Here is an 18,198-nt window from a genome sequence, read left to right as displayed (position 1 = left end):
TATGTAACAACCGGTCCGGCCAGCAGCCGGGCCGGTTGTTTATTATGGAGCGAGCCGGTTTATTCGTCCGTCTGCTGCTCATAGCGTCGTTTGTATTCCCAGAAGCCGGGCACTTCCGGCGGCTCGTACGTGAGTATTTTTTCAATACATTTCAGGCGGAGCTCCTGCTGAAGATCCTCCCGTTCCTGGTATGATGTTTGACGCAGCGCCTGCTGGATGAAGGGTTCGAATTTTTGAAGCTCTTCATACAGCGCTTCTTCACTCATGCGCTGGTTTTTTGGGGTCCGGTTGTTAGTCATCATGCATCGTTTCCTCCTTTTTTGGTGAAGAGCATGCCAAACGGGTCACATCCCGGCGCAGGTGCTCAATCCGCTGTTCAATCCGCAAAAGCAGATAGAACGTTACAATGATAGGAAAACCGACATTGGCAAGCAATTCGACGACGGCATTGGAATCAATAATGTGCATCACTGCTCCTCCCGTTTCCCGGCATAAAAACGAAGCGTCTTCAAACCTTTCCGGTGGGCGTTTGACACTGCCTGACGGCTGATTTGAAGGTGACTGGCAATGTCTGTATCCTTCCAGCCGCAGCTGTATTTTTTAGAAAAAATCCACTGCTGGTACGGGGTCAGCGAACGAAAGCCGAGCCAGAGCGGATAATTGTGCAGCTCTTCTTCAAGGCTCTGCTCTGCGGCCCGGCTGTAAAAAGAGCCTGCTTCTTCAAACAGTTCCTCCTGGTCGGACAAGGGCGTCCGCTGCTGGCGCCGGCGATGGTAGCGGTCATAGCGGATGGAATCCCAGTGCAGGGTTTTTAACATATAAGACCGCCAGATCACTTCCTGGTAGTACCGCTTAAAAGACAAATCAACGGCTTTGTGAGCCCAGGAAGCATCTTCGTTTAAAGCCTGTTTTAATAACTGCTGATGCACAGCATCCTCCAGAAATTCGCGGATAAGCCGGGTTCGCAGGAACGAATGATTTTTCTCTCTGAAGGTTTCCCATGTTTCTCTTTTTGAATCAGCGTATGATGAATGTGTCATAGATGCCTCCTCTCCTTACCCCTGTTGTTTATAAAAGACATCTTGCAGATAAAAAGTAAACCATTAATACGAACGTTTGTTCTTATATTTTATACGAACGCTTTTCCTGTATACAAGAAAATACTTAAATTAAAAAAATTTACAGGTTAAGTCCTGTTAAAAAAGACTCATCGGTGGCATAATGTGTTTACAAAAAGATTATTTAAAAACAGAAACGGGAATGAGGAATACTAGCTTTGTGTAACAGGAGGGGAAAAAGTGAATTTAACATCAGGGCCGTTGAGCAGATACACTTTCTCCATTGAAGAAATGGCTGAAGAAATTATGAGCGTGATCGCGGAGTCCCTTCAGGTGGACTCTGTTTATATCGCAAAAAAAGAGGATACTTATATGGATGTGCTGCGTGCCTATAATAATCACGGAGAGGCCCTTGTTTCCGAGGGAATGAAAGTAGAGCACGAAGCGTCATTTTGTCAGTACGTGCTGAAAAATGATGATCAGGAGTATTTTCATTTTTCCGATGCTGTGAATGATGAAGAAACTAAGGAACTGCTGATGCCGAAAAATTTCAATGTACATACCTTTCTGGGCGTATACATTAAAAATCAGGATGGCGGCCCGTTTGGCACACTATGCGTATTAAACCGCGAGCCGCGTGAATTTAAGAAAGAAGAGATTTCGTTAATGCAGACGTTCGGTAATTTATTGAGTTATTTGATCCGTGTCGACCAGATGAATGAAAAAATAGAAGTGCTCGGATATCCGATTGTGCCGATAGGCGAAGGAATTGCCGTGCTCCCGCTCGTCGGGGCGATGGATGAAAGCAGGTCCAACCGTTTGATGGAAACGGTGCTGCAGGAAGTGTACGGCGGAAAATACGACTATTTTATGATCGATGTGTCAGGTGTTTCCGCCTTTAACGAAATGTTTACGACGTATATTTCCCAGGTCATTCAGGCACTGAAGCTGATGGGCATCGATCCTATCCTGACCGGCGTCCGCCCTGATATGGCTGTTCAGGACATCCGCAAAGATATCCTCGGCGAAAATATTATGATCGAAAAGAGCCTGGAAACGGCGCTGAAGTCTATTGGATTCCGGCTGGTCAGAAACGAGTGAACAGAGAACGGCGGACGGTTTACATATCAAGTTGAAAGAAGGAACTGGTATGAGTACAAAAGCAGAACAGATGGATGAAAGAGTGGAAAATGAAAATAAACTTACCGCAGCCTCGGTGGAGCGCATTGTTTTTACCATTTTCGATATCTCACTGCAGAGTATTGCAGCAGACCCGAAAGCGCCTGGCGCCCGGAGGTCGCATCCCGTTTTCGCAGCATGGACTGAACAGGAATGGCAGGCCGCCGGCAAAGAGGAGCTGCTTGACTATGCACTTGTCCGGCTGCCGGCCACTCTGTCCGGCGAAATGGTGCGACAGATCATTAATGACGTGTACCGAGTGAACCTCAGCGGCATTTCCGCCCTCGAAGCATCGACGTTTTCGCTCTTTTCCAAAGGAAAGTGGATCAAGCAGAACGAAAATGATCTGTTTGTGCTGAACACCGGATCGACGGATACAGAGGTCACTGTCTCGGTAACAGAGCATTTTATCCGGCAGACGGGATCCGGTGAGCTGCCGGCCGGACTTTGCGTAGAGCTTGAAGCACTGGGATATGTTTACCTCCCGGAAAAAAATCAGCTGAATTATGCGAGTCCGGACGGTCGTCCGGTCGACGATGTATTTAAAAAAAAGACGATCGGGGCCCTGGAAAATGCAGGGCAGCAGATCCAGACGTAAGCACCCTTTTATACAGAAAGGGTGCTTTTTTATGTTAAATACGCCTTGAGGCGTAGAAAAGATAGACCCCGGGCTGCTCCCGGAATCCTGGGAACCGGCGTAAGATAGAAGTACAGGAAGGGGGAAACACCATGTGGAAAAAAATCGGATTAACAGCAGTGATTACAGTCGCAGCGATTGTCGTTCTGTCCAACCTTGGGCCGCTGCTGCTGCTCGCAGCCGGAGTGGCGCTTGCGTATATCGTCTACCGACAGTTTCAGGAAAGCACATCCACCGCGGCCAGGGTTTTCTGGGTGATTGTGGGTATCGCAGCCATACTGCTTGCGCTTACCAACATTTATGCAGTAATCGCGCTTCTCGGCTTGTATGCAATATACTGGAGCGTAAAAAAATGGAATGGTGACGAGGTGGACATCGACCGCCGTACAAGAACGAAAGACCCTTTTACAGGCTTTGAAGAAGAATGGAAAAAGCTAAAGCGCAGATAAAAAAGGAGGAATGGGCCATGGCAGGCATTTGGCAGCAGTTCAAGGAGGATGTCGAACAAGAATGGGGGCGGTGGAACATGAAAAAGGAAACAGATAATCCGATCGTATCGCTCAACCGCTATATTAAAGAAGCAGAGCGCGAGACGGAAAAGGTAAGCAGGCTGACAGACCGCCAGCGCCGGCTGGTTGAAGAATTTCAGCACGAACAGGACGAAGCAGAAAGCATGCTCGATAAACGCAAGCAGCAGGCCGCGGTAGTAAAGCATTATGAAGAGAATGAGCTGTATGATATTGCCGCCAGGGAAATTGAACAGTATGGTGAGCGGGTGCTGAAGCTTGCTTCGATGAAAAAAGAAGCAGAAGAACAGCTCCAGACGCTTGAACGGCGGCATCAGGAAATGGTGTACAAGCTGAAGGATATGCGTTTGAAACGGATGGAGTGGATGGGACGGGAAAATGTAGCCCGGGCCAACCACAATATTTCTAAGCTGTATCAGGAGAACGGCCGCGACCCGGAATCCCGTTTTAAAGAAGTGGAACAGTATTTGGAAAGTATGGAGCACCATCAGCAGCAGGAGTATGAGCATTCCACCTTCGACGAACGGGTAGCCCGTCTTGAAAAACGGAAGACAGAGGCGGAGCAGGAAAAAGCGTGATAAAATAGAGACGCTGACCAGGGCGTCTCTATTTTTAACTTACATAAACAGCAAAGGAGGGTTCCTATGTTTTCCCACATATCAACGAAGATGATCCAATTCGTGTTTTTTACGGGAATCCTCCTGTTCATACTGGAATTTTTTTCGGACGGAGCGGGCTTGCTGCCCGTGCTCTTCTTTTTCGCCTTGTTTATTTTTATTGGAAAGCGGACGAAAAGGCGGACGCTCTCGGCCATTTTCTGGTGGACCGGATGGATCGGTCTGGGCCTTACAGCGGTCACTCTCTGGGCCGTCCAGTTCTGGGTAATTGCCTTTTTTGTTCTGCTGCTTCTGCAGATGCGCCGGTCGGGCCGGGAGCCTGTCGAAGAACAGGCAGAGGTGGAAGAGCTGGCCGGCAGGGTAGAGAATTATGAACGGGAGCAGCTGCTTGACAACCGCCTGTGGGGGCGGGAGAAGGTCGGACGGAAGCCGTTTCACTGGAAGGACATTAATGTGATCGGCGGCGTCGGCGATAAAATTGTTGATGCGACTAATACGGTGCTGCCGGCGCAGGCGGTGATTATCGTCCGTCATGGCCTTGGCTCAGTGACTGTCTATGTGCCGTACGAAGTGAACGTGGTTATTCGCCACAGCACGGTATACGGGCGCGTGCGCCTGTTTGGAAAAGAAGAAGCAAAGCGGTGGAACCAGACGGTTACTTATCGCGCCCCTGCAGCAGATGAGGAAGCGTCCACGCTTTATATTTTCACCTCCCTTCTTAGTGGAGATCTGGAGGTGGAGCGGCGATGAACAGCTTTGTGAAAGCGGCCGGATGGGGAATTGCTGCAGCCTTTCTCATCAGTGCCGCCGCCGTCGTTCCGCTGCTGTTGCTGCTGCCTTTTGACACGGGGAACGTGCTGATGGGGCAAACCGTAAGCGGCCTCCCGTATGGCTTTTTGCTTGTTGTTCTGATCGTTCTGCTCGGCACCGCTCTCGGATTTTTGGTGTTCCGGGCCTGGGACGCCCGCTGGCGGCAGCTGCAGGCTGTGCTGGAGCGGTTGAGCAGAGGAAGCTCTAAAACAATCTGGCCGGCGGAGATGTACCGGGAAGTAGCGGAGCTGCGTACGGAGCTTGAAGCGGTAGAGCGTCAGCTGCAAGGGCAGGCGGAGCGGGGGCAGAAGCTGGCTACAGAACGGGCAGAGGACCGGGAAAAGAGCCTGCAGGAAGTCATTTCGCAGGAAAGAAACCGGATTGCCCGTGAGCTCCATGATTCGGTCAGCCAGCAGCTGTTTGCGGCCTCTATGATGATATCTGCGGTTAATGAACAGTCCGGCCCGGGGGAAGCCTCCCGGGAATGGCAGACCATCGAGCGGATGATCAACCAGTCTCAGCTCGAAATGCGGGCCCTGCTTCTTCATTTGCGGCCGGCTGCACTGAATAAGCAAACACTGCAGGAAGGGATCACTCAGCTGCTGAACGATCTGACAACGAAGGTGCCGCTGCAGATTAAGCAGGTGATTGAACCATTTCCGATTGAAAAGGGAGTGGAGGACCAGCTGTTTCGGATCAGCCAGGAGTCCATATCCAACACGCTGCGCCACGCGAAGGCGACCGAGCTGAAGGTATCCCTCCTGCAGCGCGAAGAATTTATCATTTTGCGTGTCCAGGATAACGGTGTCGGCTTCTATATGGAGGAAGAAAAACCGGACAGCTACGGACTGAGTACGATGAAGGAACGAGCGGAGGAAATCGGCGGGCACTTTCATTTAGTGAGTCTGCCGGGAGAAGGCAGCCGCATCGACGTAAAAGTGCCCTGGCTGTCGAAGGAGGAAGAGGTATGATTACCATCCTGTTTGCAGATGACCATGAAATGGTGCGTATTGGGGTGACGTCGTATTTATCGACGCAGCCGGATATGGAAGTAACCGCTGAAGCCTCAAGTGGCAGAGAAGCAGTCAGGCTGGCTCTTGAACTCAGACCGGATATTATCCTCATGGATCTGGTGATGGATGATATGAATGGAATTGAGGCGACAGAAAAAATTATGGAGGCATGGCCGGCAGCCAAAATTATTATTGTCACAAGCTTTATCGATGATGAAAAGGTGTATCCGGCGCTTGAAGCGGGCGCGGTAAGCTATATTTTAAAAACCTCCCGGGCTACAGAGATTGCAGCGGCGATCCGGAAAACGCACGACGGCCAGTCGATTCTGGAGCCGGAAGTAGCGGGGAAGCTGATGGCGAACATGAAACGGCGGGACCAGAGGGAGCTTCATGAGGAACTGACCGCGCGCGAGCTCGAGGTGCTGCGGCTGCTTGCGGAAGGGAAAACCAATATGGAAATCGCTGAAGAGCTGTTTATTGCTCTGAAAACAGCGAAGGTGCACGTAAGCAGTGTCCTCCATAAGCTCCAGGTGCAGGACCGGACCCAGGCAGTCGTTTATGCGTACAAGCACCGTCTATTTTAAAAAGCTGCCCACCCTAATAAGGGGAGCAGCTTTTTTGATACGGAGGGCTAGGCCCACCACATGTCGACCGGACGCTCGGAAATGTTGACGGAGTTCAGATTTTGCACGGCCCGCTCGAAGCCTTCATCGAGAGACATGATCGGATCTTCATGTTCGATGCTGACCACATGGTCATAGCCGAACGTACGAAGCGCACTGATCATATCGCTCCATTCCTTCATGCCATGGCCGAAGCCGACCGACCGGAAGCTCCAGGCCCGGGACTGAACGCTGCTGTACGGCTGCATATCGGTGAGGCCGTACATGTTGACGTTATCCTGGTCAATGTACGTATCCTTGGCATGGAAGTGGTGGATCGCTCCTTCTTTTCCGAGAATTTTAATTGCGGCTACCGGGTCGATTCCCTGCCACCACATATGGCTCGGGTCAAGGTTGGCACCCACCGCGTCATTGGTGGCCTCCCGCAGCTTTAATACCGTGTAGGGCGTATGAACCAGGAAGCCGCCGTGAGGCTCGATGCCAACCTTTATACCGTGTTCTTTGGCGTAGCTGCCGGCTTCCTTCCAATATGGAATAAGCTTTTGCTCCCACTGCCAGTTGTAAATGTCCGAATACGCGCTCGGCCACGGGGCGACCGGCCAGTTTGGATGCTTGGCGCTCTCGTCGCTTCCGGCGACCCCGGAAAATGTATTGACTACCGGAATATTCAGGAGGCTGGCAAGCTGCACGGTTTTTTTGAACGTTTCGTCCGCATCCTTCGCTTCGGCCGGATCCGGGGAAATCGGATTGGCGTGGCAGCTGAGGGCACTGACGGTTAAGCCCCGGGCATCCAGTGCTTCCTGGAACTGTCTGCGTGCATCTCCGCTGTTTAAAAGCTTATCCACATCTGCGTGGGCGTTGCCCGGGTTGCCGCCGGTGCCAAGCTCTACGGCCTGCACCCCGGCACGTTTAACCTTATCGAGCATGTCTGTAAAAGCCAAATCAGCATAGAGAACAGTAAAAACGCCGATCTTCATTATTGAACACCTTCTTTCCCAATAGTAACAAACTGGCCGCGTTCGCTGGAGGCAAGAGCTGCCAGAATGACGGCGAGTGCCTGTTTGCCGTCTGCACCGGACACCGGAACCTGGGCGTCTGAAACGATGCTTTCGGTAAAGGCGTCAATCACGCCGGAGCTTTCCTGGCCGTCCGCGTCATTTGTCTGAATGCCGCCCAGCTCGTATCGGACCGTGTGGCCGTTGGTATAGTGGGCAGTCAGCGAATGAACCGGGTCGTCTTCAAGCCGGAGTGTCCCTTTTTCTCCGTAAATGATCGTCGAGTTATCTTCCTCGGGAACGTACGCCCAGCTGGCCGTAAGGGTTCCGATTAAGCCACCCGCTGTTCTGAGCAGGCAGACAGCGTTGTCGTCCACCGTAATATTTTCCTTTGCATTGTTTTCCACGAAAGCAGCTACCTGGGTCACCGGCTCACCGAGCAGAAACTGAATCAGGTCGGATTTGTGCACCCCAAGATCTCCCATGGCGCCGATAAAGGCTTCTTCTTTTCGAAAAAACCAGCTGTCTTTGCCGTCAATGCTCCATCCTTCGGGACCTCCGTGGCCAAACGTCGTCCGGAAGCTGAAGATCTTACCAAGGTCGCCGTTTGCAATCAGCTCCCTTGCCTTCACGTGCGAAGGGACGAACCGCTGATTGTGGGCAATCATTAGTTTTTTACCGCTGCTTTTTTCAGCTTCCATCATTTCTTCAGCTTCCTGGGCACTTGTCGCCATCGGTTTTTCACAGAGCACATGTTTGCCGGCAAACAGGGCGTCGATACTGATCTGGGCGTGCATATGGTTGGAGGTGCAGACGCTGACCGCCTCGATCGATTCGTCCTTTAACAACTCATGATAATCTGTGTACGCCGCAGCCCCGAGATGAGCAGCCGTTTCCTCGGCGCGTTCCTTCACCAGGTCGCAGACGGCCTGGATAGTAGTATGTGCATTGGCTTCATATTCTGGAATGTGGCGGTTTCTCGCGATGCTTCCGCACCCGATGACGCCGATACTTACTGTTTTCATGTGAGTCCCACTCCTTTTTATATACTGGTGATTATTCTTTTACTGACCCGCTCGTAAGTCCGGAAACAATCCGGCGCTGGAAAATCAGAACGAGAATGACAATTGGGATGGTGACGATGACGGTAGCGGCGGAAATGTCGCCCCACGGGACAGTGTATTCACTCTGGTAGAAAGAAATGCCGACCGGGATCGTCCGCCAGGCATCGGCGGTATTAATGGCCAGGGCGAAAAGGTATTCATTCCAGGCTGCGACGAAAACAAGAATTGCCGTAGTAAAGATACCTGGTGTAGCGAGCGGAAGAATGATCTGGCGGTACGTCTGGAATGGTGTAGCACCGTCCAGCTTGGCCGATTCTTCGAGCTCCCACGGGATTTTTTGAAAAAAGGTGGCCAGAATCCAGATGGCAAGCGGCAGGCTGATGGTGATGTACGGAATAACGAGGCCGATATAGCTGTTGCGAAGTCCTGTGTCCGTCACAAAGTTAAAGATCGGAGACAAAATTGCAATCGGCGGAAACATTGATGAGGCCAGTACAAGACCTAAAATTAAGGTCTTGCCGCGTATGGGAAGCCGCGTAACCGCATAGGCCGTGAATGACGCAATCAAAAGTGATAAAACCGTAGTCAGGCCGGAAACGACGAAGCTGTTGAGCATGTAGCGGAACAGCGGCCTCGTGGTAATCGCTGACGCGTAGGACTCGAGAGTGGCGTTGGATGTGAACCAGGCGAACGACGTAAGCTCATTCTGGGGCTTCAGGGATGTTAAAAAGATCCAGATGAACGGAAACATAACGAGAAATACGAAGATAGCCAGGAAAATGTAAAAACGGATACCGGCTTGGTTTTTAAGCATGTACAGTCACTCCTTCCATTTATTTTTTCGCTCTTTCCGGAAACAGGTCCGAACCAAGCAGCTTGACGAAGATAAAGCTGATGATGGCCACACAGACAAATACAATGACGGAAAGGGCAGAGCCGGCACCGAAGTTCTGCTGTTCAAACAGGGCCTTATAGGCAAAGACGGAAATCGATTCCGTGGCGTTTGCCGGACCACCGCCGGTCAGTACATAAATCAGGTCAAATACGCGGAAGGCATCCAGTGTCCGGAACAGCAGGGCAACGAGAATTGCTGATTTTAACAGTGGCAGGGTGACAAAGAAAAACTTCTGCACTCTGCCGGCCCCGTCAACTTCCGCTGCTTCATACTGCGTGTTTGGTATAGTCTGCAGCCCGGCAAGCAGAAGGAGAGCCATGTAAGGCGTTGTTTTCCAGACGTCTGCGAATATGATGGAAAACATGGACCCGGAAGCGGTGGTTAAAAGGGCGCCGGGGTCGGAAATTAAGCCGACGGCAGCCATATAGTGGGCGACAACCCCGGACTGTCCGTCGAACAGATAGCTCCACATCATGGCAGCCACTGCTGTTGGAATAGCCCACGGAACGAGGACTGATGCCCGGACGATGCCGCGGCCTTTGAAGGTCCGGTTGATTAACAGAGCGACACCAAGGCCGATGATCAGCTCAGCACCGACGGAAACGATCGTAAAGAACGTCGTATTTGTCAAAGCGGTCCAGGTCCGGCCGTCCAGCAGGTAATCTGCGTAATTCTGCAGGCCGACAAAGTTCGAGGACAGCACCGAGCCCTGCAGGTTTTCAAGCTGGGCAGCCAGATAGCCTATTTCTACTGCCGTATCACCGTCCGCCTGCTGCTGCACGGCCGTAACGGCTTCGATTTGTTCATCCATTGCGGCTTCAAAGTCGCTCCCCCATGAGCCATCAATGGATTGAATACGGAGGTTATCATCCGTGATCGGCTCGTAGTCATTCAGCATGCTGTTGACTTCCTGATAGCTTGAAGCCATGGCATCTTCAGCAACGAGTTCTTCATGATGATTCTGGACGACCGTCCAGGTTTCGTTAAACGTTTCTTCTCCTTCCGGATAAGCTTCGCTTAACTCGTTGACACCTTGTTCGACAAGGTACCGGTTATCGGCGTATTCTTCGAGGTTCAGGCTTTCGGTCATGATTCGCTCCGACTTGGTCGGGTCATTCAGCCGATAGTCAAACAGGCTGTTCCAGCCGGAAAGCATGATCGGCCATATTACGACAAGAAGAATCAAAACGAGCGCCGGGGCGACCATTGCGTAGCCTAATTGTTTTTCGTTTAATTGAAATTTGCGTCCAGGTTTTCCAGCCATGGGGCTTCCTCCTTTGAATCCGTATTATTCTTCATTCAAAACGGCGCTCAATTTGCGTTCCATGTTGGCAGCAGCTTCTTCAGCCGTAATTTCACCCGCTGCTGCACGCGAAAGCTCAATCTGCATGATATCCGAAACCTCCGGATAGTCCGCCGTCACTGGACGGGGCACTGCGTTTTGAAGCGTTTCGACGAATGCATCATCCGCAAACAGAGCATTTGCCTCCTGGATGTCTTCATCGTCATACAACGACTCAATAGTAGGAGCCCGGCTGCCTTCGAGAGCACCGATTTTCTGGCCCTGCTCACTGGACATAAATTTCACAAATTCCCATGAAGCATCGACTTCCTCGGAATTTTTATTGATCATCGTGGTCCATCCGCCAAGAGCGGAAGCAGTGCCATCGCTTCCGGAAGGGAGCGTAGTAAATCCGACATTGTCAGGAATATTGGAAATTTCCGGGTCGGTCGAGGTCGATAACAGATATGGCCAGTTTCTGGCAAAGACAGTATTTCCGTTGATAAACGCATTTTCTGTTTCTATTTCCTGGAAATTTAAAATGTTATTTGGTACAAAGTCAGATTGGGTGATATCGATCATTTTTTGAATGCCTTCGATGGCCTCGGGGGAATTAACGACTACCTCCTGGTTTTCGTTAATAATCTGGCCGCCGTAGGCACCGATGTATTCAATGGCATTAGTGACGAGGCCTTCATACTGGGAGGCCTGCATCGAGTAGCCGAAGGACGTGCCTTCTTCGCCCTGAAGCTCTGCAGCCATAGTTTCAAGCTCTTCCCACGTTTCCGGTGGTTCGTCTACAATATCGTTCCGGTAAAACAACAGGCCGGCATCTGTATACGCTGGCATGGCAAACTGCCGGCCGTTATAGGACGTAGATTCAATGGTAGCCGGGAAATGGGCATCAACATCAACGTTGTCCCTTTCAATCAGGCGGTCGAGCGGAAGCGCATAGCCGGCCTGGGCAAATTCTGCCGGCCAGACAACGTCGGCGGCAAATACATCGATTTCATCACTGCCACTGCTTAAAATCGTGGCATACTGGTTATGCTGTTCTCCTGTATCCGGCGGCATCTCCCGTACCTCCACATTGATGTTTGGATGCTCTTCTTCAAATGCCTTAATCGTAGCATCTGTCGCGTTAGTCGTATCCACGCCGCGGGCGTACGTAATCGTCACTTCGTCCTCCGCGGTGGGGGAGATGTCCGCAGTTGAACATCCGGCGAGCATTATAAACGCTCCTGTAACGGCTGCAGCTTTTTTCATGCCTATTCCTCCTTGTGTGAAATCGATTTCAAAATACCCGAAACGTTTCGGGTTACGGAGAGAAAAAAGAAACAAATTACCTGCTCCCCGGGGGGCTGGTGGATTCCCGGACGGTTAACGATGCAGGAATTATCAGGCTGGCAGGCGTGTCTCTTCCTTCAATCTTCTCAATAAGTAATTCACAGGCTTTGCGCCCGAGGGTGTACCGGTCCTGATGGATGGTGGTCAGGGGGGGTGAAAAATACTCTGCGAGTACGAGGTCGTCAAAGCCGATGATTGACAAATCCTGCGGCAGCTCGTACCCGAGCTGGTGAGCTGCCCGCATGACGCCGTGGGCCATCAAATCACTTGCGCAAAAGACGGCGGTAACGTGCGGATGGGCCTGAAGCAGCCCAAGCGCTTTCTGCTCTGCCATTTTTTCATCGAAGGCTGCCTCCCGGACGTATTCCTCCCGGTAAGGCAGGCTGAACTCCCGCAGTGTTTCTTCGTAGCCTTTCCGGCGTTCCCTGGATACGTAGGCGTATTGATGGCCGTTAATAAATGCGATGTGTTCGTGCCCGAGGCCGATCAGATGGACCAGCGCCTGACGGGCGCCGTCGGCGTTATCGGTAGTAACAAAGCTTGCGTTACCGCTTTCCACCGGATTGTCGATAAACACGCACGGAAGTCCGGTAGCCGCCAGTTCCTCAGTGGCGGAATGGTTGTGAGGGAGGTTCTGGGTGATGACGCCTTCGAGCTGCCGCTCCCGGCACATTTGGTAATATGTGCGGTCCCTGGTGGGACGGGATTGAAACAGGATAAGGTCATAACCGCATTCGTTGGCGTATTCGTTTACGCCGGCCAGAATATCAAGTGTAAACGTATCCTTTGGATTGGACGGAAAAGATTGGGAGGTTAAGAGCCCAATTGTCTTCGAACGATTCATAACAAGGCCGCGGGCGATGTGATTTGGCGTATAGTCGAGCTGTTCAGCGATCTCCTGGATACGAATACGCGTCTGTTCATTGACGTCGCTGTATCCATTCAAAGCTCTTGAAACAGTGGTGACGGAAACGCCGGCTGCTTTAGCGATATCTTTTATAGTATTCATGATCAGCCTCCGAAACGTTTTGGAAGAATGGTTTAATTATAGAAAACGCTTTCATTTAACGCAACCCTAAATTGAAAATTTTTAAAAATTAAAACAAAAAACAGTGCTTTTCTATGAATCATAAAAATTGATTAAAACCGCTCAACCTAGTAAACTGGCGGTAAATAAGCGATAAGAAGGAGTGGACAGTATGGAGCATGCTTCAGGCAATAAAAGGACCGTCCAGCCTAATAAACAACAAATGCTGAATCGATTAAAGCGCATTGAAGGACAAGTGCGCGGCGTTCACGATATGGTGGAAAACGATCGTTACTGTGTGGATATCTTAAACCAGATTGCAGCTATTCAGTCTGCGACCAACAAAGTGTCACTGGCATTAATGGAGGACCATACCTCGCACTGTGTAGCGAATGCAATTAAAGACGGCGAAGGCGAAGAATCCATTGAAGAGCTGATGGCCGTTATGCGGCGGATGATGAAGTGATTTTTGACAATACCCCTTAGGTGTATTATATAATGAGGGGACAGAAAGGATGGTTGAAATGAAAAAAGAAACGATCCAGGTAGAAGGAATGAGCTGTGGACACTGCGTCTCTGCGGTAGAAGGCGGCGTTGGTGAACTGCAGGGTGTTTCCAATGTAAAAGTAAACCTCGATACAGGGGCTGTAGACGTAGAATACGATCCTGAAGTAACTTCGCGAAAAGATATTGATGAAGCTATAGATGACCAGGGATACGATGTGGTATCTGCATAAATAATTAAGAAGGAGCGGATCGTGGCTGCACGGTCTGTTTTTTTTATCACAGTATTTGTTTGCTAAATACTATACGGGGGTATAATATTAAAAGAAAGTCTGTGATGGAAATGAGGTGTCGGTATGGAAAAGCAGAAAACCAATAACAATCTTTCCCACTGGAACGCCTCCGTGGAGGGCATGACCTGTGCGGCCTGCTCCCGGAGGATTGAAAAGCAGGTGGGGAAAATGGAGGGGGTCTCGGAAGCCTCCGTTAACTTAACGACCGAACAGCTTTCGGTGCAGTACGACCCCAACGAGGTAGCACCGCACGATATGGAAGAAAAAATAGAACAGACTGGCTACAGCGTGCGCCGCAGCGAAGCGGTGTTTGACGTCTCCGGGATGACCTGTGCGGCCTGTGCCAACCGGGTGGAAAAGAAGCTGAATAAACTGCCCGGAGTGTCAGAAGCCTCCGTCAACCTGGCTATGGAGCGTGCCACGGTCCACTACCTGGACGGGGAAGTTTCTGTAGAAGAGATGGAACAGGCAGTGGATAAATTAGGATATGGATTAACCGAACGGACTGAGGAAGAGACGGAGGATCCGAGAGAAAAAGAACAGCGGAAAAAAGGGTGGCAGCTGTTGGTTTCCGCGCTTTTAACCCTTCCGCTTGTATGGACAATGGTGTCACATTTCGGGTTTCTGTCCTTTCTCGGGGCACACGGCGTGCTGATGAACCCGTGGGTGCAGGTCGGCCTTGCGACGCCGGTCCAGTTTGTCATCGGCTCCACGTTTTACCGGAGCGCCTATAAATCACTGCGAAGCGGCAGCGCCAATATGGACGTGCTGGTCGCTCTCGGAACCTCGGCTGCCTATTTTTACAGTCTGTATTTTGTGCTGACGGGCAATGCGTCCGAAGGGCTGTATTTTGAAACGTCAGCAGTAATTATTACGCTTATTCTTCTCGGCAAGTGGTTTGAAGCGAAAGCGAAAGGACGCACCTCGCGCGCCATTAAATCACTGCTCTCGTTAAAAGCCGAAACCGCCCTGGTGGAACGAAACGGGGAAGTAACAGAGATTAAGAGCGAAGATGTACAGGAGGGCGACGTTGTCCACGTGAAGCCGGGAGCCAAAGTGCCGGTGGACGGGGAGGTCATAGACGGCCGGTCGTCCGTGGATGAATCAATGCTTACGGGTGAAAGCATTCCGGTCGAAAAAGACACGGGAGACACGGTGATTGGTGCGACGGTGAATGGAAACGGGCGCATCCGCATGCGCGCTACCCGGGTCGGTAAGGACACGGCATTGTCCCAGATTGTCCGGGTCGTCGAAGAAGCCCAGGGCGGAAAGGCAGAAATTCAGCGCCTCGCCGACCGGGTGTCCGGAGTGTTCGTGCCAATTGTGATTGGCATCGCGCTATTGACCTTTCTCACCTGGATTCTTTTTGTGCAGCCCGGATCGCTCGAAGGAGCGCTTCTGCCGACTATTGCCATCCTTGTTATTGCCTGTCCGTGTGCGCTCGGTCTGGCAACGCCGACGTCTATTATGGCAGGATCCGGCAGAGCGGCTGAAAACGGCGTGCTGTTTAAAGGCGGCCAGTATTTGGAAAGCACCGGCGCAGTGGAGACAATTCTGCTCGATAAAACCGGTACGATTACGAAAGGAGAGCCGGCAGTGACTGATATTGTGCCGGCACCGGACTGGACAGAGCAGCAGCTGCTGATGCACGCCGCCGGAGCGGAGCAGTCCTCCGAGCATGCGCTGGCTCAGGCGATTGTGCAGGATGCGGCGCAGAAAAATATTACGCTGCAGCGTGCTTCTTCGTTTGAGGCAGTACCCGGCAAAGGGGTGCTTGCAGTCACAGACACCGGTATTGTCGCAGTCGGCACCAGTGCCTGGCTGGCTGAGCGCCAAGTGGCAGGAATGCCGGAAGGAGCAGAAAACGAAAAGCTGGAGGAGCAGGGCAAAACAGTCATGGGAGTGGCAGTAAACGACCGCTTTGCCGGCTGGATTGCCGTAGCTGACACAGTGAAAGAAACATCCAGACGGGCAGTGGAACGTATGCAGGCTGCAGGGCTTGAAGTCGTCATGATTACCGGCGATAACGAGAAGACGGCCCGCGCCATTGCAGCAGAAGTAGGAATCGACCGTGTGATTGCGCGCGTGCTCCCTGAACAGAAAAGCAGCGAAGTAACGAGGCTGCAGCGCGAAGGGCGTCGCGTCGCTATGGTCGGAGACGGCATTAACGATGCACCGGCGCTTGCGACAGCTGATATCGGCATGGCTGTTGGTACAGGCACGGACATTGCTGTGGAGGCAGCCGATATTACGCTGATGCGCGGGGATTTAAACAGCGCAGCAGATGCTGTACTCATGAGCCGGGCAACGATGAAAAACATCAAAGAAAATTTATTCTTTGCGTTTGTGTATAATTCCGTCGGCATTCCTATTGCCGCCATCGGCCTGCTTGCTCCATGGGTGGCTGGGGCCGCCATGGCGTTCAGTTCAGTTTCTGTTGTGCTGAATGCCCTGCGCCTGCAGCGGATGAAAATTTCATAATAAAAAGGAGGCAGGGCCAAGCGGCTCTGTCTCCTTTTTTCCAGCGTGACAGGAAAATGATTATGAATCTAATTCATTACTATATTACTATGAATTTTCTTAGTTTATGTTATAATGAATAGGGATTTATAGGTACAATATAATGGTTTGAATGCAGTTCGCAGAAGTTTCTCTAATGAAAAAGTGACTCAAGGAGGCTGTTCAAAATAGCTGCAAATGGTATGTCCCCATCTATAAGCAACGCTAAAATTGCTAATTCCGACTCCATCGATAAACTCACAAAGTGCCTGTACCAGACCGCCAATATCGAACTTGGCAAGTTAACAGCTTCCATAAACAGTGCCCAGGCAGAGCTTAATTTATTAATGCAGGAGATTCAAAAACTCCAGGGGAAATCCGTGTGATGATTGAATACCTGTTAAGCGGCTTTTTATCGGGCTAAAAACAGACAGGGCATAGCGCCACTGTCTGTTTTTAGTCTGCTTCTATTTTTTTATCCAAAAGGGCGGCGATAACGAACATAAAAATCATGCCGACGCTTACGACAAATAAGTCGGGCCCGATCCATCGGGAGAATACAATACTTAACATTAATACAGAAAAAAAGGCTATGAATGTTACATTCGCTGCAGCGAACCGGTGCCGGCGGCCGTGCTGCTTAATGCGTGCGATGACGTAAATAACGGCATTTAATGCCAGGCCGATAAATAACAGGTAATACAGATTTAACGTTAGTTCCATGACCCATCGATCTCCTCAACTACATTCTGGTATGTATGCGTGCGCCGTGACGTCTTTTCATATCACTTTACATGGTAACATGAACAAGGAAAAGGCGGTAGGAAAGATAAACCGTGCCCGCATATGCTACACTTGCCGTAGAAGTTAGTGATGGAAGGAAGGAACAATTACGATGCAGATAGAAAAATACGAAGGTATGCCTCCAAGCGAAGTGCTTCAGGGCATCTTATATTTACACGCTCAGCTTTTTGAAAAAATGGAACCAATGCATCAGACCCTCGAACAGGCAGAGGCGTCTCTCGTGCAGGTAGCACGGGAGGAAGGAAAGATTCTCGGCTATGACATCAGCTACGCAAAAGATGACAGCGTGTGGTACAGCTGGCTGAACGGGATGGAGGAAGCATCTGAAGATGATGGCTGGAGAAGCCGTCTTGTCGGCAATGTTCTTATTCATGCCCGTGAGCAGGGATATCAGGTAGTGCAGACCAAGCTCGCCCACCAGTACCCGGAATTTATTGATATGCTGAAGGCAGCAGGCTTTCAGGTGAAAGAGGAGTTAACAGATGAACGCATCTGGCTTGAGAAAAAACTGTGAGAAGAGGCCGCCCCGGCCTCTTTTTTGTAGGCAGAAATCACCTATCTTATTATAGTGTCTTTTCAAATTCGCGGGCATTCGACATACTGGTGAAAAAGAAAGAGGAGGAAATAAAATGAAAAATATGGAAGCCGGTCTGCTGATCCTCCGGATCGTAACGGGTGTGATATTTTTAGCCCACGGAGCAGATAAATTACTGAACGGAATGGGTGCATCGGCTGCATCGTTTGGCAGCATGGGCATGCCGGATGGCACTGCTTACGCTGTAGCAGTCATCGAAGCCGTGGGAGGTCTTTTACTTATTCTTGGGCTGCTGACGCGTGTGGTTGCCGGCCTGTTTGCGCTCATTATGCTTGGAGCGATTGTAACGGTCAAATGGCAGGAGGGGCTGATTGGAGGCTTTGAGCTTGATCTTATACTGATGGCTGCCTCAATCCATCTGGCGCTTACCGGAAGCCGTATGCTTGCCTTGAAAAAACGGAAAAAGAAACGTTCTTTCTGAAATAGTAA

23 protein-coding genes are annotated in these 18,198 nt (G+C 50.9%); 13 read left to right on the top strand and 10 right to left on the bottom strand.

What is annotated here, in order from left to right; genetic code table 11:
• Positions 1 to 59 precede the first annotated feature (59 nt).
• The 3 genes from BLV22_RS07435 to BLV22_RS07425 are packed head-to-tail and all read right to left on the bottom strand — an operon-like array spanning position 60 to position 1,040.
• Positions 60 to 299 (bottom strand): helix-turn-helix domain-containing protein, encoded by a 240-nt coding sequence (locus BLV22_RS07435; RefSeq protein WP_245724048.1) that lies wholly within the window; start codon positions 297 to 299, stop codon positions 60 to 62.
• The gene (locus BLV22_RS07430) at positions 292 to 468 is read right to left on the bottom strand and encodes a YvrJ family protein (protein WP_091613309.1); all 177 of its coding nucleotides are present in this window, start codon (positions 466 to 468) and stop codon (positions 292 to 294) included. Before BLV22_RS07430 ends, BLV22_RS07435 begins: the two co-directional genes overlap by 8 nt.
• Positions 468 to 1,040: an RNA polymerase sigma factor gene (locus BLV22_RS07425; protein ID WP_091613306.1), complete on the bottom strand. Its 573-nt coding sequence runs from the start codon at positions 1,038 to 1,040 to the stop codon at positions 468 to 470. The genes BLV22_RS07430 and BLV22_RS07425 overlap by 1 nt, the downstream gene beginning before the upstream one ends.
• A 258-nt stretch (positions 1,041 to 1,298) precedes the next feature.
• Here BLV22_RS07425 and BLV22_RS07420 point away from each other — a divergent pair, with 258 nt between their 5' ends.
• From BLV22_RS07420 to BLV22_RS07390, 7 genes are all read left to right on the top strand, one after another.
• Positions 1,299 to 2,159, top strand: a complete 861-nt coding sequence (locus tag BLV22_RS07420; protein ID WP_091613303.1) for a GAF domain-containing protein — start codon at positions 1,299 to 1,301, stop codon at positions 2,157 to 2,159.
• A 49-nt stretch (positions 2,160 to 2,208) separates the two neighbouring features.
• On the top strand, positions 2,209 to 2,835 hold the full coding sequence (locus BLV22_RS07415; RefSeq protein ID WP_091613301.1) for a hypothetical protein: 627 nt from the start codon (positions 2,209 to 2,211) through the stop codon (positions 2,833 to 2,835).
• Between the two features lie 131 nt (positions 2,836 to 2,966).
• The gene (locus BLV22_RS07410; RefSeq protein ID WP_091613298.1) at positions 2,967 to 3,323 is read left to right on the top strand and encodes a lmo0954 family membrane protein; all 357 of its coding nucleotides are present in this window, start codon (positions 2,967 to 2,969) and stop codon (positions 3,321 to 3,323) included.
• A 17-nt stretch (positions 3,324 to 3,340) separates the two neighbouring features.
• Positions 3,341 to 3,979, top strand: coding sequence for a hypothetical protein (locus tag BLV22_RS07405; protein WP_091613295.1), 639 nt, complete (start codon positions 3,341 to 3,343; stop codon positions 3,977 to 3,979).
• Between the two features lie 66 nt (positions 3,980 to 4,045).
• Positions 4,046 to 4,768, top strand: coding sequence for a cell wall-active antibiotics response protein LiaF (liaF, locus tag BLV22_RS07400; RefSeq protein ID WP_091613292.1), 723 nt, complete (start codon positions 4,046 to 4,048; stop codon positions 4,766 to 4,768).
• A complete protein-coding gene (locus BLV22_RS07395) occupies positions 4,765 to 5,799 on the top strand; it encodes a sensor histidine kinase (protein ID WP_245724038.1) in 1,035 nt (344 codons plus the stop codon). The genes liaF and BLV22_RS07395 overlap by 4 nt, the downstream gene beginning before the upstream one ends.
• Complete coding sequence (locus tag BLV22_RS07390) at positions 5,796 to 6,425, top strand: response regulator (RefSeq protein ID WP_091613289.1); 630 nt, start codon at positions 5,796 to 5,798, stop codon at positions 6,423 to 6,425. The genes BLV22_RS07395 and BLV22_RS07390 overlap by 4 nt, the downstream gene beginning before the upstream one ends.
• Before the next feature lie 47 nt (positions 6,426 to 6,472).
• On the opposite strand, the gene BLV22_RS07385 is transcribed toward BLV22_RS07390, so the two are convergent.
• From BLV22_RS07385 to BLV22_RS07360, 6 genes are all read right to left on the bottom strand, one after another.
• Entirely contained in the window at positions 6,473 to 7,441 is a 969-nt protein-coding gene (locus BLV22_RS07385; protein WP_091613286.1) for a sugar phosphate isomerase/epimerase family protein, read from the bottom strand.
• Positions 7,441 to 8,484, bottom strand: a complete 1,044-nt coding sequence (locus BLV22_RS07380) for a Gfo/Idh/MocA family protein (RefSeq protein WP_091613283.1) — start codon at positions 8,482 to 8,484, stop codon at positions 7,441 to 7,443. The genes BLV22_RS07385 and BLV22_RS07380 overlap by 1 nt, the downstream gene beginning before the upstream one ends.
• Before the next feature lie 31 nt (positions 8,485 to 8,515).
• Complete coding sequence (locus tag BLV22_RS07375) at positions 8,516 to 9,337, bottom strand: carbohydrate ABC transporter permease (RefSeq protein WP_022793961.1); 822 nt, start codon at positions 9,335 to 9,337, stop codon at positions 8,516 to 8,518.
• Positions 9,338 to 9,356: 19 nt separating this feature from the next.
• The gene (locus tag BLV22_RS07370; protein ID WP_091613280.1) at positions 9,357 to 10,682 is read right to left on the bottom strand and encodes a carbohydrate ABC transporter permease; all 1,326 of its coding nucleotides are present in this window, start codon (positions 10,680 to 10,682) and stop codon (positions 9,357 to 9,359) included.
• Positions 10,683 to 10,706: 24 nt separating this feature from the next.
• Positions 10,707 to 11,966 carry an ABC transporter substrate-binding protein gene (locus BLV22_RS07365; RefSeq protein ID WP_091613277.1) on the bottom strand — a complete coding sequence of 420 codons (1,260 nt, stop codon included), beginning with the start codon at positions 11,964 to 11,966 and terminating at the stop codon, positions 10,707 to 10,709.
• Between the two features lie 76 nt (positions 11,967 to 12,042).
• Positions 12,043 to 13,056 (bottom strand): LacI family DNA-binding transcriptional regulator, encoded by a 1,014-nt coding sequence (locus BLV22_RS07360; protein ID WP_091613274.1) that lies wholly within the window; start codon positions 13,054 to 13,056, stop codon positions 12,043 to 12,045.
• A gap of 181 nt (positions 13,057 to 13,237) precedes the next feature.
• Here BLV22_RS07360 and BLV22_RS07355 point away from each other — a divergent pair, with 181 nt between their 5' ends.
• From BLV22_RS07355 to BLV22_RS07340, 4 genes are all read left to right on the top strand, one after another.
• Positions 13,238 to 13,540 (top strand): metal-sensitive transcriptional regulator, encoded by a 303-nt coding sequence (locus BLV22_RS07355; protein WP_371862273.1) that lies wholly within the window; start codon positions 13,238 to 13,240, stop codon positions 13,538 to 13,540.
• 58 nt (positions 13,541 to 13,598) lie between these two features.
• Positions 13,599 to 13,811, top strand: coding sequence for a copper chaperone CopZ (copZ, locus tag BLV22_RS07350; RefSeq protein ID WP_022793956.1), 213 nt, complete (start codon positions 13,599 to 13,601; stop codon positions 13,809 to 13,811).
• Positions 13,812 to 13,934: 123 nt separating this feature from the next.
• Positions 13,935 to 16,352 carry a heavy metal translocating P-type ATPase gene (locus BLV22_RS07345; RefSeq protein WP_091613271.1) on the top strand — a complete coding sequence of 806 codons (2,418 nt, stop codon included), beginning with the start codon at positions 13,935 to 13,937 and terminating at the stop codon, positions 16,350 to 16,352.
• A 221-nt stretch (positions 16,353 to 16,573) separates the two neighbouring features.
• On the top strand, positions 16,574 to 16,756 hold the full coding sequence (locus BLV22_RS07340; protein WP_091613268.1) for a hypothetical protein: 183 nt from the start codon (positions 16,574 to 16,576) through the stop codon (positions 16,754 to 16,756).
• A 70-nt stretch (positions 16,757 to 16,826) separates the two neighbouring features.
• On the opposite strand, the gene BLV22_RS07335 is transcribed toward BLV22_RS07340, so the two are convergent.
• Positions 16,827 to 17,093, bottom strand: a complete 267-nt coding sequence (locus BLV22_RS07335) for a hypothetical protein (protein ID WP_091613265.1) — start codon at positions 17,091 to 17,093, stop codon at positions 16,827 to 16,829.
• A gap of 172 nt (positions 17,094 to 17,265) precedes the next feature.
• On the opposite strand from BLV22_RS07335, the gene BLV22_RS07330 reads away from it, so the two are divergent.
• Together BLV22_RS07330 and BLV22_RS07325 are read left to right on the top strand one after the other, a co-directional pair.
• Complete coding sequence (locus tag BLV22_RS07330; protein ID WP_091613261.1) at positions 17,266 to 17,688, top strand: hypothetical protein; 423 nt, start codon at positions 17,266 to 17,268, stop codon at positions 17,686 to 17,688.
• Positions 17,689 to 17,803: 115 nt separating this feature from the next.
• Positions 17,804 to 18,190, top strand: a complete 387-nt coding sequence (locus BLV22_RS07325) for a DoxX family protein (protein WP_091613258.1) — start codon at positions 17,804 to 17,806, stop codon at positions 18,188 to 18,190.
• The last annotated feature ends 8 nt before the right edge of the window (positions 18,191 to 18,198 follow it).

Origin of the sequence: Marinococcus luteus (genome assembly GCF_900106595.1) — a bacterium.
GTDB classification, from domain to species: Bacteria; Bacillota; Bacilli; order Bacillales; family Marinococcaceae; genus Marinococcus; species Marinococcus luteus.
This window is presented reverse-complemented; position numbering and strand designations above follow the sequence as displayed.

What these genes read in the sequence shown, in the direction of transcription:
- liaF (WP_091613292.1), top strand. Translation starts at nt 4,046, where the DNA reads ATGTTTTCCCACATATCAACGAAGATGATCCAATTCGTGTTTTTTACG.
- BLV22_RS07360 (WP_091613274.1), bottom strand. Translation starts at nt 13,056, where the DNA reads ATGAATACTATAAAAGATATCGCTAAAGCAGCCGGCGTTTCCGTCACC.
- BLV22_RS07375 (WP_022793961.1), bottom strand. Translation starts at nt 9,337, where the DNA reads ATGCTTAAAAACCAAGCCGGTATCCGTTTTTACATTTTCCTGGCTATC.
- copZ (WP_022793956.1), top strand. Translation starts at nt 13,599, where the DNA reads ATGAAAAAAGAAACGATCCAGGTAGAAGGAATGAGCTGTGGACACTGC.
- BLV22_RS07340 (WP_091613268.1), top strand. Translation starts at nt 16,574, where the DNA reads ATGTCCCCATCTATAAGCAACGCTAAAATTGCTAATTCCGACTCCATC.
- BLV22_RS07365 (WP_091613277.1), bottom strand. Translation starts at nt 11,966, where the DNA reads ATGAAAAAAGCTGCAGCCGTTACAGGAGCGTTTATAATGCTCGCCGGA.
- BLV22_RS07380 (WP_091613283.1), bottom strand. Translation starts at nt 8,484, where the DNA reads ATGAAAACAGTAAGTATCGGCGTCATCGGGTGCGGAAGCATCGCGAGA.
- BLV22_RS07330 (WP_091613261.1), top strand. Translation starts at nt 17,266, where the DNA reads ATGCAGATAGAAAAATACGAAGGTATGCCTCCAAGCGAAGTGCTTCAG.
- BLV22_RS07395 (WP_245724038.1), top strand. Translation starts at nt 4,765, where the DNA reads ATGAACAGCTTTGTGAAAGCGGCCGGATGGGGAATTGCTGCAGCCTTT.
- BLV22_RS07325 (WP_091613258.1), top strand. Translation starts at nt 17,804, where the DNA reads ATGAAAAATATGGAAGCCGGTCTGCTGATCCTCCGGATCGTAACGGGT.
- BLV22_RS07410 (WP_091613298.1), top strand. Translation starts at nt 2,967, where the DNA reads ATGTGGAAAAAAATCGGATTAACAGCAGTGATTACAGTCGCAGCGATT.
- BLV22_RS07405 (WP_091613295.1), top strand. Translation starts at nt 3,341, where the DNA reads ATGGCAGGCATTTGGCAGCAGTTCAAGGAGGATGTCGAACAAGAATGG.
- BLV22_RS07345 (WP_091613271.1), top strand. Translation starts at nt 13,935, where the DNA reads ATGGAAAAGCAGAAAACCAATAACAATCTTTCCCACTGGAACGCCTCC.
- BLV22_RS07425 (WP_091613306.1), bottom strand. Translation starts at nt 1,040, where the DNA reads ATGACACATTCATCATACGCTGATTCAAAAAGAGAAACATGGGAAACC.
- BLV22_RS07385 (WP_091613286.1), bottom strand. Translation starts at nt 7,441, where the DNA reads ATGAAGATCGGCGTTTTTACTGTTCTCTATGCTGATTTGGCTTTTACA.
- BLV22_RS07430 (WP_091613309.1), bottom strand. Translation starts at nt 468, where the DNA reads ATGCACATTATTGATTCCAATGCCGTCGTCGAATTGCTTGCCAATGTC.
- BLV22_RS07435 (WP_245724048.1), bottom strand. Translation starts at nt 299, where the DNA reads ATGACTAACAACCGGACCCCAAAAAACCAGCGCATGAGTGAAGAAGCG.
- BLV22_RS07415 (WP_091613301.1), top strand. Translation starts at nt 2,209, where the DNA reads ATGAGTACAAAAGCAGAACAGATGGATGAAAGAGTGGAAAATGAAAAT.
- BLV22_RS07370 (WP_091613280.1), bottom strand. Translation starts at nt 10,682, where the DNA reads ATGGCTGGAAAACCTGGACGCAAATTTCAATTAAACGAAAAACAATTA.
- BLV22_RS07390 (WP_091613289.1), top strand. Translation starts at nt 5,796, where the DNA reads ATGATTACCATCCTGTTTGCAGATGACCATGAAATGGTGCGTATTGGG.
- BLV22_RS07335 (WP_091613265.1), bottom strand. Translation starts at nt 17,093, where the DNA reads ATGGAACTAACGTTAAATCTGTATTACCTGTTATTTATCGGCCTGGCA.